The organism is Hymenobacter cavernae (assembly GCF_014641455.1).
GTDB lineage: Bacteria > Bacteroidota > Bacteroidia > Cytophagales > Hymenobacteraceae > Hymenobacter > Hymenobacter cavernae.
In genome coordinates this window covers 227,234-241,737 of sequence record NZ_BMHT01000005.1, presented here as the reverse complement: position 1 = coordinate 241,737, position 14,504 = coordinate 227,234, and the positions used below count along the sequence as shown (strand labels likewise).

Genomic DNA, 14,504 nt, shown 5'->3' with positions numbered 1-14,504 from the left:
TTTCGGCCAGAATAACCGTACCTTTGCAGGCTAATTTTGAAAACCCGTGAATCCCGAACCTAATCCGCACCGCGCTGGCTTTGTGAGCATTATCGGCAAACCCAACGTGGGCAAGTCGACGCTGATGAATGCGCTGGTGGGCGAGCGGCTCAGCATCGTCACCAGCAAGGCTCAGACTACGCGCCACCGCATCCTGGGCATCCTCAACGGCGATGATTTCCAGCTCGTGTACTCCGACACGCCCGGCATTATTCAGCCCAAATACGAGCTGCACAACGCCATGATGAGCTTCGTGTATTCGTCCTTGGAAGATGCCGACGTGATTCTGTTCGTGACGGATATCTACGAAAAGCACGACGAGGAGCCCATCGTGGAGCGCCTGCGCAAAACGGATGTGCCGATTATTCTGCTGGTCAACAAAGTGGATCAGGCCGAGCAGGCGGAGGTAGAAGAAAAGCTAGCTTACTGGAAGCATCATTTGCCCAACGCCGCCGAAGTGCTGCCCATTTCGGCCCTCGAAAAGTTTAATACTGAGCAGGTGCTGCAAATGGTGCTGGAGCGTCTGCCGGTGCATCCGCCCTATTATCCGAAAGATGAACTAACGGACAAGCCGGAGCGTTTTTTTGCTGCGGAAATGATTCGCGAGAAGATCTTCAAGCTGTACAAAAAAGAGGTTCCGTACAGCTGCGAGGTGTCCGTTGAAGAGTTCAAGGAAGAGGAAGACATCATCCGGATGCGCGCCATCATCTACGTGGAGCGCAGCAGCCAGAAAGGCATCATCATCGGGCAGAAAGGCGAGGCGCTGAAGAAAGTAGGCACCTGGTCGCGCGAGGAGATGGAGAAGTTCTTCCTGAAAAAAGTCTTCCTCGAAATCCACGTCAAAGTCAACGAAAACTGGCGCACCGACCCGAAAGCATTGAACCGTTTTGGGTATCAGTAATAAGGTGAGATAGTGAGGTGGTGAAATGGTGAGTTTGCTGTTCAATTTGCGCAAACACGCTATTCGACAGAGTCCACGGCATCACTATTTCACCACCTCACTATTTCACCATTTTCCGACCTCATCTTCACTTAACTACTCCGGGCACTGCCGAACATGGTCGGGCCGGCGGCTGGAGTCGACATCATGAGCAATACGATTGCAATTGTGGGCCGCCCCAACGTGGGCAAATCCACCCTTTTTAACCGCTTAGTTGGCCAGCGCAAGGCCATTATGGACAACCAGAGCGGCGTCACCCGCGACCGGCACTACGGCTACGGCGACTGGACGGGCAAGTACTACACCGTGATTGACACGGGTGGCTACGTGCACAATTCCGAAGATATCTTTGAAGGCGAAATCAACAAGCAGGTAAAGCTAGCTATTGAGGAAGCCGATGTGGTCCTGTTCATGGTCGACGTAGACGCTGGCTTGCACCCGCTTGATGAGGAGTTTGCCAACGTGCTGCGCCGCTACGAAGGCCAGAAGCCTATCTACCTGGTAGCCAACAAAGCCGACACCAACGCCCGCGTCCACGCGGCCGGCGAGTTCTACGCCCTAGGTTTGGGCGAAGGCGATATTTTCAGCATCAGCAGCCAAAGCGGCTCCGGCACCGGCGACCTGCTGGATGCCGTAGTGAGTCACTTTGAGGAAGAAGGCGTAGAAGAACCCGATGCTGGTGTACCGAAAATTGCCGTGGTGGGCCGTCCGAACGCGGGTAAATCGTCGTTCGTGAACCTGCTGCTCGGCACCGACCGCAGCATCGTAACGGATATCGCCGGCACCACCCGCGACTCGATTCAGGCGCGCTACAACGCGTTTGGCAACGAATTTATCCTGGTGGATACGGCCGGACTGCGCCGCAAAAGCAAGGTCAACGAAGACATTGAGTTTTACTCTGTGCTCCGGGCCATCCGGGCCATGGAAGAATCGGATGTGTGCGTGGTGATGCTGGATGCGACCCGCGGCATTGAGGCCCAGGACGTGAACATCATCAGCCTGGCCGACAAAAACCGCAAGGGCATCGTGATTCTGGTGAACAAGTGGGACCTGATCGAGGACAAGCAGACCAACACGGCCAAGGAGTTCGAAGAGAAAATCCGGGAGAAGATTGCGCCGATCAGCTACCCGCCCATCGTATTCATCTCGGTGCTGAACAAGCAGCGCGTGCACAAGGCCATCGAAACGGCCATCGAAGTGTACCACAACAAGATGAAGAAGGTACCGACTTCGCAGCTGAACGAAGTGATGCTGGCCGAAATCGAGAAGTACCCGCCGCCCGCCACCAAGGGCAAGCTGGTGCGCATCAAATACGCCACGCAATTGCCGACGCACAATCCGGTTTTTGCTTTCTTCTGCAACCTGCCGCAGTACGTGAAGGAAAGCTACACGCGCTTCCTGGAAAACCGCCTGCGCGAGAATTTTGACTTCACGGGCGTGCCGATCGGTATCATCTTCCGGAAGAAATAAGGCTTGATTATTAGGAAGTTAAAGCAAATTATGGCTGGCTCGGCCCGAAATAAACCTAGGGTATAAGCCAGCCATAATTTTTTAGAAAGAAACAAGTCTCAAAATATTTTCTTGGGCTAGGGTTACCTTCTACGGTTGAGTGTATAAAGCCTCAGATTTCGCTGCTGGCGAATCTGTCGGATTAGAAATTCAACCCTCTCAAAAGCCCTTACCCATGAAAAAAGTACTGTTCCTCGCCCTGGCTGCCGCTTCGTTCTCGCTCGCTTCTTGCGAAAGCAAAAAAGAAGAAGCTACTGAGCAAGCTGCTGAAAACGTAGAAGCTTCTGGCGAAGCCAAAGCTGACGCTATGGAAGAGAAGGCAGACGAAGTGCGTGACTCAACGGCGAATGCTGCTGACCAAATGGAAGAAGGTGCTGATACGACTGCTACCAAGTAAGCTTTCGCGCTAAGCGCAAACAAAAAGGGCTGCTCCTAACCGGAGCAGCCCTTTTTGTTTGTCATTCCGAGTGAAGCGAGGAATCTGAGTTATCTACCTAGGTTCGTTACCAGATTCCTCGCTTCACTCGGAATGACAGCTAGCCTAGGCGCCGCTGAATCAAGCCGTCTACCACGTCGAACAGCTTGCGGGGCGCGTACGTGCGCCAAGGCAGCTCATTGAGCTGGCCGCCGAAGTTGATGTAATTATCCACATTGTACTGGTGCATTTCGCGGATAACGTGCTCCTGAAAGTTCACGCCCGCAATCCAGCCATCTTCCACGTCTTCAAACCACTCTTCGTAGTAGCTGTCGTCGGAGCCGTGGAAGTTGAACACGTTTTCACCGATCAGGATAAACTTACGGATGCCCTCGTGCGTCATCAGATCGATGATGTTGCGCTTGAGTTGCATGATGTCGTTTTCGATGGCGTCGTTCCACTCGCCGATAAACTCGATAACGCCAAGACCTAGGTCGTAGTCGACAAAGAGAATTTTCAGGAACAGCGTATCCGACTCCAGACTATCCCACTGAGGGTGAATGTAGTAGCCGTAGATGGTATTGGTAAACGTATCGAGGCTGTTTTCGGCTTCGAAGAGGGGCGAGCGGGGATCTTCTGAAGCAGAATACTGCTCAATCCAGTTATAGTGCGGCTCGATGGTATGCACGAGAAGAAGGCTGTTGGTTGTATTGGTAAAAACGCACCATGCGGCGTTCTGTTCCACCTAGCTTCAAAAAAGTACTGCTGTTTTACGAGTTCTGTCGGGCTTCCAAAGCCGCTCGCACTGAGCCGTGCTGCTTCAATAATGCCGCTGCTTCGGGTTGCGCAATACCTAGCTCATCCATCAGCATCCGCTCGCCGCGGTCGACGAGCTTGTGGTTGGAGAGCTGCATATCCACCATCTTGTTGCCTTTCACCCGACCTAGCCTAATCATGGTGGCGGTGGTGAGCATGTTGAGCACGAGCTTCTGGGCGGTGCCAGCTTTCATGCGCGTACTGCCCGTCAGGAACTCCGGCCCTGTCACGACTTCCACCGGAAACTCGGCGGCGGCGGCTACGGCTGAACCCGCGTTGCACACAATGCAGCCGGTAGCAATGCCTTGTTGCCGAGCTTGTTGCAAGCCGCCGATTACGTATGGCGTGCGCCCCGATGCGGCAATTCCGACCAGAATATCCTTCTCGCTGATATCATACGCCTGCAAATCGCGCCACGCCTGCTCGGTGTCGTCTTCGGCATTCTCGACGGCTTTGCGAATAGCGGTGTCGCCGCCGGCAATGAGACCAATCACCAAGCCCTGCGGCACGCCAAAGGTGGGCGGGCACTCCGAGGCATCCAGAATACCTAGCCTCCCGCTGGTGCCCGCCCCGATATAGAACAAGCGGCCACCGTCGCGGAGCCGGGCCACGGTAGCTTCTACCAGCGCTTCGATCTGTGGCAGCGCTTTGGCTACTGCCAGCGGCACCGTCTGGTCGACGCTGTTGATGCCCGTGAGCAGCTCGCGGGTGGAAAGCGTTTCGAGGTTGTTGAAGAGGGAAGGACTTTCGGTGGTGCTCAACGGAGAGGTGGTGAAGTGGTGAAATGGTGAGTTGTGAAACCTGCCTGTGCTTCAACAACCAGACAGCAAAGGATCTTTCAGCCGACCAATAACCGGAAAATTATCAAATACATGCTCGGTATGCGGCGCATCGTGCTGCAATTCTTTGGTAAGATCCTGACCGGCCCAGTGCTCATAATGATTACCGCGCCGCCAGAGCCGGGAGCGGCTCACGTCATATACCAAACCTAGGTACGCCACCCAGATTTCATCCCGATCCTGCCCATTTCGTAGCGCCAGCTGCGCCCGCGTGTATTCAGGCAACATTTCATTTACCATTTACCAAGCTTGAGTGCAGCTAATGAAGGACGCCTTGGAAATTAGAGTATGAAAAAGAAGCGGAAGCAATACAGGCAAAGCCAGCACCCGACAGATACTAACTGTTAAATGGTAAATGTTAAATGCCAAATGACCCTAGCCTAGTAAAGCCTGCGTGACATACCAACGGTCGGGAAGGGTGCCGTGGATGGCGTGCAGGTACTCCTCGTAGGTGCAGGGCACGATGCGTTTGAGCGTGCTGTTGCCCATGCTTTCCACTTCCACCCACCACTTTTCACCGTAGTTAGCCTTGTAAAACACAACGCTTTCGGGCGTGTCGGCGAAGCTGACGAGGTAGCGCGTGAAGTTATGGCTCTGAAAATCAGTTTTGCCGCTGCGGTGGTAATAGCCTTCGATGAAATACCAGAGCATGGTGGCGAGGGTAGAAGCTGCCAGGCCGTGCGTGTCGTGGTCGGGGCGGTAGCCGTAGAGACCGAAGCTGCTCAGGTGGTCGCTGTGGCCGGCGTACCAGGCGAGCTGCGCGGCTTCCTCGCCGGTCAGGCCAAAGGGGTTGACGGGCTCGTAAGCCGGGGCGCTCGGCCAGCGAATGGCGGCTACATCGAAGCTCACAAAATCGGCTTGGCGCAGCAGCAGCTCGGCCTGGCGTACATCAGCGTGAATATCGCCCAGACGCAGTTTCTCGAAGTGCAGCTTTTCCAGCGCTACTAGCACTTCGGGCGCCACCAAATATTGCTGATAAGCGAGCTGAACGAAGTTGAACAGGAAATTGGGCTCGTACATGAGTATGCGCCGCAAATGCGCTTCTTCCGGCGGCGCCGAGTCGTGCTCGGCCATATCCACGCGCGAATCGATGGCGGCAAAGCTGACCGGGCGCTCCAACGTCTCGTAGGCCAAGAATTGACCATAATCTAGGTCAGGGCTGCCGCCCAGCAGAATCGGTACCGTATTGTGTTCCAGCAGCATTGCCACGATTTCGCGCAGCCGCAGGTAGGTGTCTTCCAGCGTCAGGCCGGGGCGCAGGTTACCTAGGTCGACGAGGCGGACCGAGCCAGTGCCTTTCTGCAGCTGGTAGAAGCGGCGGCGCACTTCATCGGCGCCGTGCGTGGCAGGCGAGCTGGCCGCGCTGCCGCGCCATTCATCCAAGCCAATGATAGCCAGGTCGGCATTGCGCCAGTCCGGGAAATTATCCACAAATGGCGACGCACAAATGGCCAACGTGGAAAGCGTAGAGCCAGAGGTTATTAGCTCCTCACGGAGCGGATCGAAAAAGAGAGCCAGATTCATCGGGCGCGAGCAAAACAGGTCAGCAAAGCTACGCAAAAGCTGGCAGCGCCTGCGCGCCTGATAGCACCAGCGTAATAGCTGCGCTTCAATAGTGCTCTTTCCAGTAAAAAATCTATTAATTTAAGCTACAATTCCACCCATTTGCCCTTTTTATGGAAGTTCGCCGCGCATTTGATATTCTCCCGAATCAGCTTGCCAAGTTCCCGAAGTCGGATTGCCTTACGGCGAAGCTGAACAACGAATGGCAGCCCACAAGCACCCAGCAGGCCAGCGACTTGGCTAATCAGCTGAGCCTGGGGCTGCTCCAGCTGGGTGTGCAGAAAGATGATAAAGTTGCCATCATCTCGATGAACCGCCCGGAGTGGATGCTGGCCGATTTCGGCATTTCGCAGATTGGCGCCGTGAGTGTGCCCATGTACCCGAGCATTACGGTAGAAGATTATAAATACATCTTCCGCGATGCCGGGGTGAAGGTCGTGTTCGTCGCCGATCAAAAACTGTACGATAAAGTGCAGGAAGCCACGGCCGAACTGCAGGAGGTAGAGCACATCTTCACCTTCGACAAGCTGGCAAATGCCCGGCATTTCAGCGAGCTGCTAAACCTAGGTAAGCAGGCCGACGCGCAAACGCTGGAGCCGCTGCGTGCCGCCGTGCAGCCCGATGATCTGCTCACGATTATCTACACGAGCGGCACCACGGGCAGCCCGAAAGGCGTGATGCTCACGCACGATAACATTCTGAGCAACTGCCGTAACTCTCAGCGCTATGTGCCCGTCACGAGCACCGATAAGGCCCTGAGCTTTTTGCCGCTCTGCCACATTTTTGAGCGCATGGTGACCTACATCTACATGATCAACGGTGTCAGCATTTACTACGCCGAGAGCATGGAAAGCATTGCCGAAAATCTGCGCGAAGTAAAGCCCCAGATCTTCACCACGGTGCCGCGCCTGCTGGAAAAAGTGTATGATAAGATTGTGGCGAAAGGCCACGAGCTGGAAGGCGTGAAGAAAAACTTGTTTTTCTGGGCTCTGAACCTAGGTTTGAAATACGATACGCAGCAAAATCAGGGCTTCTTCTATAACACGCAACTGGCTTTAGCTAATAAGCTCATCTTCAATAAGTGGCGCGAAGCACTGGGCGGCGAACTGCGCTGCATTGTGTCGGGGGGCGGGGCCTTGCAACCTAGGTTGGCGCGGGTGTTCTGGGCGGCCGGCATTCGGGTGATGGAAGGCTACGGTCTGACCGAAACTTCCCCTGTTATTGCCGTTGGCGGCGCCGAGCCCGAAAATAACATGATCGGTACCGTAGGGCCGCTGATCGACAACATGGAGGTGAAAATCGCGCCCGATGGCGAAATCCTGACCCGCTCGGCTTCCGTGATGAAAGGCTACTACAACCGCCCCGACCTCACGGCCGAAGCCATCGACGCCGACGGCTGGTTCCACACCGGCGACATCGGTGAGTTTGTAAACGGACGTTTCCTCAAGATCACCGACCGCAAGAAGGAGATGTTCAAGACTTCGGGTGGTAAGTACATTGCCCCGCAAGTCATTGAGGGTAAGCTGAAAGAGTCGCCGTTGGTGGAGCAGGTGATGGTGGTGGGCGCCGATCAGAAGTTTCCGGCCGCCTTGGTCATTCCTTCTTTCGACGACCTGCGCGGCTGGTGCAAGCGCAACAACGTGGAGTGCAGCGGCGTGGCAGAAGAGCTGGTGAAAAACGAAAAAGTGGTGAAGCTCTACGAAGACCTGGTGAAGAAGTACAACCAGAACTTCGCGCACTGGGAGCAGATCAAGAAAATTGTGCTGCTGCCTCACCACTGGACCGTGGAAAGCGGCGAAATGACGCCCACGATGAAGCTGAAGCGCAAAATAATAACGGAGAATAATAAGGAGCTGATCGAGACCTTATATCACCAGGGCGTGCACCATTAAAGCGGATTTGAGTTGCATGAGTTTAGTAGTCCGGACCTAGGTAGGAGCAGACCGGGCTACGTAAACCGCTACATCGTGCGGGAAGCTAGGTTTCATTAGTTGGGGTCAGAGAAAAGTCTAGAAGCTGTCTTTGGCCCCAACTTTTTTCTTTTAAACTAGTATGCTTGCATACTATATTTCTTTGTAGATTTACCGGACTTCGCCCCGCTTATGAAACCGGAAGAAACCGTCGATTATAATATTAAAGTTGCCTGGCACGCCATTTCGCGCATGTATAATGCGCAGGCTGCCAAGTACGATATTACCACCAGCATCGGCTTTGTGCTGCTGAATATCGATCAGGAAAACGGCACGCCGGCTACCAAGATTGCGCCCCTGCTTGGGCTGGAAACGCGCAGCCTGACGCGCATTTTGCGCAGCATGGAAGAGAAAGGCCTGATCTACAAACAAGCCGACCAGCAGGACAAGCGCTCGGTGCGCATTTTCCTGACGGCCGAAGGTTTGCAGAAAAAGGAAATCTCGCGCCAGACGGTACGACACTTCAACCAGAAGATTCGGGAGAAAGTCTCCCAAAGTCAGCTCGACGTGTTCTTTAAGGTTGTTGGCCAGATCAACAGCATGATTGAAGGCAAGACGCTGTTTGAAGATTTTACCCTCAAGCCTCTCCACCCTGAGAAGACTTCTGCCTAGACCTAGGTAGCAGCTGCTCAGCTATTTATTCGCTCATTCTCTCACCCACTTCCTTTCTGGAATGAACCGAACTATCAAGAAAGTTGCCGTGCTCGGCTCCGGCGTTATGGGCTCGCGCATCGCTTGCCACTTCGCCAACATCGGCGTGCAGGTATTGCTGCTCGACATTGTGCCCCGCGAGCTAACGGCCGACGAACAAGCTAAAGGACTGACGCTGGAAACGCCTGCCGTGCGCAACCGCATCGTGAACAGCTCCTTGCAAGCCGCTGTAGCCAGCAACCCCTCGCCGCTTTACCGCAAAGCCGACGCTGCCCGCATTAAGACCGGCAACTTCGACGACAACCTCAAGGATATTGCCTCCTGCGACTGGGCCATTGAGGTCGTTGTGGAACGCCTCGATATCAAGCAGAGCTTGTACGAGAAGGTCGAGAAAGTACGCAAGCCCGGTACGCTCATCACCTCGAACACCTCGGGCATTCCGATTCATTTGTTGGCGGAAGGCCGCTCCGACGACTTCAAGAAGAACTTCTGCGGCACGCACTTCTTCAACCCGCCGCGCTACCTGAAGCTGCTCGAAATTATCCCGACGCCGGACACCGATCCGGCCGTGGTCGATTTCCTGATGCACTACGGCGACCTATACCTAGGTAAGACCACCGTGCTGGCCAAAGATACTCAGGGATTTATCGCCAACCGCGTGGGCGTGTTTGCCATGCTCGACGTGATGCAGAACATGCAAAAGCTAGGTCTGACGGTGGAGGAAGTTGATAAGCTGACGGGCCCGGTAATCGGTCACGCGAAGTCGGCTACGCTGCGCACTTCTGATGTGGTAGGTCTGGACACGACCATCAACGTGACCAACGGCCTTGCACAAGGCTTACCGAACGACGAAGCCAAAGACGTATTCCAACTGCCCGACTTCGTGAAGAAGATGGGCGAGAACAAATGGCTCGGTGATAAAACCGGCCAGGGCTTCTATAAGAAAGTGAAAGGGGAGGGCGGCAAGTCTGAAATCTATGCCCTCGACCTAGCTACGATGGAGTACAAGCCGAGCCAGAAGGTGAAATTTCCCACGCTGGAGGCAACTAAGCTCATCGAAAAGCTGTCGGACCGCTACAAGGTGCTGGTGGGCGGCAAGGACAAAGCGGGCGAGTTTTACCGCAAGCTATTCGCGGGGTTGTTTGCCTACGTCAGCAACCGCATTCCCGAAATCACCGATGCCCTGTACAAGATTGACGACGCGCTACGTGCTGGTTTCGGTTGGGAGCAAGGGCCTTTTGAAACCTGGGATGCCCTAGGTGTGCAGAAAGGTCTTGAGCTAGCTCAAGCCGAAGGCAAAACGGTAGCGCCGTGGGTGGAGGAAATGCTGGCTGCCGGCAACTCGACCTTCTATAAAGTATCGGAGCAAGGCACAAAGCAGTTCTACGACCCCGAAACCAAGAGCTACCAGGCTATTCCGGGCGTCGAGAACTTCATCATTCTCGACAACCTGCGCTCGGCGGGCAAAGTGCTGTGGAAGAACTCCGGCGCCAGCGTCATCGACCTAGGTGACGGCATTCTGAACGTGGAGTTCCACAGCAAGATGAACGCTATGGGCTCGGATGTGATTCAGGGCCTGATGAAAGGCGTGGACATGGCCGAGCAAGGCTACCGTGGCTTGGTGGTCGGCAACGACGCGCCGAACTTCTCGGCGGGGGCCAACCTAGGTCTGGTGTACATGTTTGCACTGGAGCAGGACTACGACGAGCTGAACCTGATGATCCGGCAGTTCCAGCAGGCCATGATGCGCATGCGCTACAGCAGCATTCCGGTAGTGGGCGCGCCGCATGGCTTGAGCCTAGGTGGCGGTTGTGAATTGAACCTGCATTGCGACCGGGTTGTAGCTGCTGCCGAAACCTACATGGGCCTCGTGGAGTTTGGCGTGGGCTTGATTCCCGGCGGTGGTGGCACCAAGGAAATGACCTTGCGCACGGCCGCTAAATATGAGGAAGGTGAGCCGGAGTTCAATCTGCTGCGCAACACCTACATGACCATCAGCACGGCCAAAGTTTCGACGTCGGCAGCGGAAGCATTCGACCTAGGCTTCATGCGCCGCGGCGACGAAGTGGTGGTGAACAGCAACCGTGTCATTGCGCAAGCCAAAGCCGCCGCGCTGGAGCTGGCCGACGCCGGCTACACCCAGCCCACGCAGAAGACCAACATCAAAGTGCACGGCCGCGGCGCCCTCGCCATGTTCCAAACGGGCGTGTACGCTATGAAAGAAGGCAACTACATCTCGGCCCACGACCAGAAGATTGCCAACAAACTAGCCTACGTGATGTGCGGCGGCGACTTGTCGGCCCCTACGGATGTGAGCGAGCAGTATCTGCTCGACTTAGAGCGCGAAGCTTTCCTGAGCCTCTGCGGCGAGCGGAAAACGCTGGAGCGGATTCAAAGCATTCTGACCACTGGTAAACCGCTGCGGAATTAGGCGACAAACTAGCTTAGGTGAAGAAAAGCCAAGAGCAGTTTCGGTTAGAATTAACTGTGAATTCAAGTTGTTCTACTAAAAGAAAACCAACTGAATTCTGGCTCTTGGCCGACTCGAAGAAGCTAGCTCTAGATAGCAGTGATACCCACCATATTCTAAGACGTAACTAAAATGGAAGCATATATCGTAGCCGGTTATCGCACCGCAGTGGCCAAAGCACCACGCGGTGGTTTCCGCTTTACACGCCCCGACGACCTAGCTGCCGAGGTAATCAAGCACCTGCTAGCCTCGGTGCCTCAACTTGACCCGGCCCGTGTGGATGATGTTCTGGTAGGAAATGCCGTACCAGAGGCTGAACAAGGCTTGCAGATGGGTCGCTTGATTTCGTTGCTGGCTTTGCCAACCAACGTGCCCGGCCTTATCGTAAACCGCTACTGCGGTTCGGGCGTGGAAACAATTGCCATGGCCGTAGGTAAAATTGCAGCGGGTATGGCTGATGTAATTATTGCCGGCGGCACCGAAAGCATGAGCATGGTGCCAACGGTTGGTTGGAAAACGGTGCCCAACTACAAGCTGGCGCAGGAGCACCCCGACTACTACCTAGGTATGGGTCTCACCGCGGAAGCCGTAGCCAACAACTACCATATCAGCCGCGAAGACCAGGATCAGTTTGCGTACAGCTCGCACCAGAAGGCCATCAAAGCCATCAAGGAAGGCAAGTTCAAGAAGCAAATTGTGCCGATTACGGTGGAGGAAACCTTCCTCGATCCGGCCTCTGGCAAGAAGCAGACCCGCTCCTATGTAGTCGATACCGACGAGGGGCCGCGCGCTGATACGTCGCTGGAGGCGCTGGCAAAGCTGCGTCCGGTGTTTGCCGCCAATGGCACCGTCACGGCCGGCAACTCTTCCCAGACCTCCGACGGTGCCGCCTTCGTGCTGGTGATGTCGGAGCGCATTGTGAAGGAGCTGAACCTGGAGCCCATTGCGCGCTTGGTGAACTATGCCTCCGAAGGCATCGACCCACGCATTATGGGCATGGGCCCGATTAAAGCCGTGCCAAAGGTGCTGAAGCAAGCCGGTATGAAGCTCGACGAAATCGACTTGATCGAGCTGAACGAAGCTTTTGCCTCTCAGTCGATTGCCGTAACGCGCGAGCTAGGTATTGACCCCGATAAGCTTAACGTGAACGGTGGCGCTATTGCCCTAGGTCACCCGCTGGGCTGCTCGGGCGCGAAGCTGAGCATTCAGCTTTTTGATGAACTACGCGAGCGAGGCCAGAAGTTCGGCATGGTCACGGCCTGCGTAGGCGGCGGCCAAGGCGTGGCGGGTATCTACGAGCTGCTTAAATAGTAACTTGTTAAAGCTGAATTTGCCGTTCTACACAGTTTAGTATAAAAATAAAGGGAGCCCCAGCATTGGGGTTTTCTTTGGAGAAAATAGGCTGCAAGCCTAACAAATTTTCGTAAATTAGAACCTCCTTCCCTTTCATCTTCAACGCTCACCCAGCTATGGAAGTATCAAATAAAGCCATCAAAGGCGGCGAGTTCATCATCAAAGAAACCGACGCCCAAGACGTTTTCACCCCCGCCGAGTTTTCGGAAGAACAGCGCATGATGTACCAGACGTGTCTGGAGTTCGTGACTACTGAAGTGGACCCTCTCTTGGAGCGCCTCGACAACCACGAAGAAGGGTTGCTGGAAGGCTTGATGAAGAAAGCCGGTGAGCTAGGTCTGTTTGGCGTGAGCATCCCGGCCGAGCACGGCGGCTTCGACATGGACTTCAACACGGCCCTGCTCGTGACGGAAGGCGTGGGCGGCGGCCACTCGTTCCCGGTAGCTTTTGCGGCCCACACTGGTATTGGTATGTTGCCAATTCTGTACTTCGGCACCGAAGAGCAGAAGCAGAAGTACATTCCGAAGCTGACGACCGGCGAGTGGGCTGGCGCGTACTGCCTCACCGAGCCCGGTTCCGGCTCCGATGCTTTAGGTGCACGCAGCAAAGCCATACTAAGTGAAGACGGTCAGAGCTACGTGCTGAACGGCCAGAAAATGTGGATTACCAACGCCGGCTTTGCGCACGTCTTCATCGTGTTTGCGCAGGTTGATGGCGACAAGTTCACGGGCTTCATCGTGGAGCGGGATACGCCCGGCCTGAGTTTCGGCAACGAAGAGCACAAGATGGGTATCCGCGGCTCGTCAACGCGCCAAGTGTTCCTTTCCGACGTGAAAGTGCCCAAGGAGAACGTGCTGGGTGAGATTGGCAAAGGCCACCTGATTGCCTTCAACATTTTGAATATTGGCCGCATTAAACTCGCCGCCGCTTGCCTGGGTGCCACCAAGCGCGTGGTAACGACCAGCGTGAAGTACGCCAACGAGCGGGTGCAGTTTAAGCTGCCGATTTCTAAGTTCGGCGCCATCCGCTACAAGCTGGCCCAGCAAGCTATTCGCACGTACGCCGTGGAGTCGGCCATCTATCGGGCTGGTATGGACATTCACCGCACTGAGCAAGAGCTACTGGCCCAGGGCAAGAGCTACAGCGAGGCGCTGCTAGGTGCTGCCCGCGAGTTTGCCGTGGAGTGCGCCATGCTGAAGGTGGAAGGTTCTGAAGTGCTTGACTACGTGGTGGATGAAGGCGTGCAGATCTTCGGTGGCTACGGCTTCTCGGCCGACTACCCGATGGACCGCGCTTACCGCGACTCCCGCATCAACCGCATCTTCGAAGGCACGAACGAAATCAACCGCATGCTGGCCGTTGACATGATCCTGAAAAAGGGTCTGAAGGGCGAGCTGGACCTGATGGGCCCGGCGCAAGCCGTTCAGCAAGAGCTGATGGCTATTCCTGATTTCGGCGCGGAAGAGCCTACCGGCTTGTTTGCCGCCGAGCACAAGATTATCAAGAACCTGAAAAAAGCCATCCTGATGGTTGCCGGCACGGCCGTGCAGAAGTACATGAACTCGCTCGCCAAAGAGCAGGAGGTGTTGATGAATATTGCCGATATGGCCATTAAGGTGTACACGGCCGAAAGCACCGTGTTGCGCGTAGAGAAAGAAGCCGCTGAAAAAGGCGAAGAAGCACTGGCGAACCAGATCGACATTGCCCGCGTGTACCTCTCCGATGCTGTGGACCTCGTGAACAAGTTCGGCAAGGACGCCATTGCCTCCATGACCGAAGGCGATGAGCAGCGCCTGCTTGCCCTAGGTCTGAAGCGCTTCACCAAAGCCGATTTGTTCAACGCAAAAGACGCTCGTCGTCGCATTGCGGCTGCCATGATTGAAGCAAACGAATACGTGTATTAAGCTAGGTTGTCTGAACCATGGATTCGACGGATTTT

Annotated in this window: 12 protein-coding genes; 8 read left to right on the top strand and 4 right to left on the bottom strand. The window is 55.2% G+C overall.

Annotated elements, in window-relative coordinates; translation table 11 throughout:
• Window positions 1–46: 46 nt before the first annotated feature.
• The 3 genes from era (at window position 47) to IEX74_RS14615 (ending at window position 2,885) form a co-directional block, all read left to right on the top strand.
• The gene (gene era / locus IEX74_RS14625; protein ID WP_188814755.1) at window positions 47–940 is read left to right on the top strand and encodes a GTPase Era; all 894 of its coding nucleotides are present in this window, start codon (window positions 47–49) and stop codon (window positions 938–940) included.
• A 186-nt stretch (window positions 941–1,126) separates the two neighbouring features.
• The gene (gene der, locus IEX74_RS14620; protein WP_188814754.1) at window positions 1,127–2,449 is read left to right on the top strand and encodes a ribosome biogenesis GTPase Der; all 1,323 of its coding nucleotides are present in this window, start codon (window positions 1,127–1,129) and stop codon (window positions 2,447–2,449) included.
• A 139-nt stretch (window positions 2,450–2,588) separates the two neighbouring features.
• Window positions 2,589–2,885 (top strand): hypothetical protein, encoded by a 297-nt coding sequence (locus tag IEX74_RS14615; RefSeq protein WP_229755309.1) that lies wholly within the window; start codon window positions 2,589–2,591, stop codon window positions 2,883–2,885.
• A gap of 139 nt (window positions 2,886–3,024) precedes the next feature.
• Here the strand turns inward: IEX74_RS14615 and IEX74_RS14610 are convergent, their stop codons facing one another.
• From IEX74_RS14610 to IEX74_RS14595, 4 genes are all read right to left on the bottom strand, one after another.
• Window positions 3,025–3,591 (bottom strand): hypothetical protein, encoded by a 567-nt coding sequence (locus tag IEX74_RS14610; protein WP_188814752.1) that lies wholly within the window; start codon window positions 3,589–3,591, stop codon window positions 3,025–3,027.
• 82 nt (window positions 3,592–3,673) lie between these two features.
• Window positions 3,674–4,480, bottom strand: a complete 807-nt coding sequence (gene murQ, locus IEX74_RS14605; RefSeq protein WP_188814751.1) for an N-acetylmuramic acid 6-phosphate etherase — start codon at window positions 4,478–4,480, stop codon at window positions 3,674–3,676.
• Window positions 4,481–4,531: 51 nt separating this feature from the next.
• On the bottom strand, window positions 4,532–4,798 hold the full coding sequence (locus IEX74_RS14600; RefSeq protein ID WP_188814750.1) for a cytochrome b5 domain-containing protein: 267 nt from the start codon (window positions 4,796–4,798) through the stop codon (window positions 4,532–4,534).
• 135 nt (window positions 4,799–4,933) lie between these two features.
• Window positions 4,934–6,082 (bottom strand): formimidoylglutamase, encoded by a 1,149-nt coding sequence (locus IEX74_RS14595; protein ID WP_188814749.1) that lies wholly within the window; start codon window positions 6,080–6,082, stop codon window positions 4,934–4,936.
• A gap of 152 nt (window positions 6,083–6,234) precedes the next feature.
• Between IEX74_RS14595 and IEX74_RS14590 the strand changes: the two genes are divergently transcribed.
• The 5 genes from IEX74_RS14590 (at window position 6,235) to IEX74_RS14570 (ending at window position 14,469) form a co-directional block, all read left to right on the top strand.
• Complete coding sequence (locus IEX74_RS14590; protein ID WP_188814748.1) at window positions 6,235–8,013, top strand: AMP-dependent synthetase/ligase; 1,779 nt, start codon at window positions 6,235–6,237, stop codon at window positions 8,011–8,013.
• Between the two features lie 210 nt (window positions 8,014–8,223).
• Complete coding sequence (locus IEX74_RS14585) at window positions 8,224–8,703, top strand: MarR family winged helix-turn-helix transcriptional regulator (RefSeq protein ID WP_188814747.1); 480 nt, start codon at window positions 8,224–8,226, stop codon at window positions 8,701–8,703.
• Window positions 8,704–8,764: 61 nt separating this feature from the next.
• Entirely contained in the window at window positions 8,765–11,173 is a 2,409-nt protein-coding gene (locus tag IEX74_RS14580; protein ID WP_188814746.1) for a 3-hydroxyacyl-CoA dehydrogenase/enoyl-CoA hydratase family protein, read from the top strand.
• Between the two features lie 171 nt (window positions 11,174–11,344).
• Window positions 11,345–12,523 carry an acetyl-CoA C-acyltransferase gene (locus tag IEX74_RS14575; protein ID WP_188814745.1) on the top strand — a complete coding sequence of 393 codons (1,179 nt, stop codon included), beginning with the start codon at window positions 11,345–11,347 and terminating at the stop codon, window positions 12,521–12,523.
• A gap of 158 nt (window positions 12,524–12,681) precedes the next feature.
• Entirely contained in the window at window positions 12,682–14,469 is a 1,788-nt protein-coding gene (locus IEX74_RS14570) for an acyl-CoA dehydrogenase FadE (protein ID WP_188814744.1), read from the top strand.
• Window positions 14,470–14,504: the final 35 nt, after the last annotated feature.

What these genes read in the sequence shown, in the direction of transcription:
- der (WP_188814754.1), top strand. Translation starts at nt 1,127, where the DNA reads ATGAGCAATACGATTGCAATTGTGGGCCGCCCCAACGTGGGCAAATCC.
- IEX74_RS14575 (WP_188814745.1), top strand. Translation starts at nt 11,345, where the DNA reads ATGGAAGCATATATCGTAGCCGGTTATCGCACCGCAGTGGCCAAAGCA.
- IEX74_RS14595 (WP_188814749.1), bottom strand. Translation starts at nt 6,082, where the DNA reads ATGAATCTGGCTCTCTTTTTCGATCCGCTCCGTGAGGAGCTAATAACC.
- IEX74_RS14590 (WP_188814748.1), top strand. Translation starts at nt 6,235, where the DNA reads ATGGAAGTTCGCCGCGCATTTGATATTCTCCCGAATCAGCTTGCCAAG.
- IEX74_RS14580 (WP_188814746.1), top strand. Translation starts at nt 8,765, where the DNA reads ATGAACCGAACTATCAAGAAAGTTGCCGTGCTCGGCTCCGGCGTTATG.
- IEX74_RS14600 (WP_188814750.1), bottom strand. Translation starts at nt 4,798, where the DNA reads ATGGTAAATGAAATGTTGCCTGAATACACGCGGGCGCAGCTGGCGCTA.
- IEX74_RS14585 (WP_188814747.1), top strand. Translation starts at nt 8,224, where the DNA reads ATGAAACCGGAAGAAACCGTCGATTATAATATTAAAGTTGCCTGGCAC.
- IEX74_RS14570 (WP_188814744.1), top strand. Translation starts at nt 12,682, where the DNA reads ATGGAAGTATCAAATAAAGCCATCAAAGGCGGCGAGTTCATCATCAAA.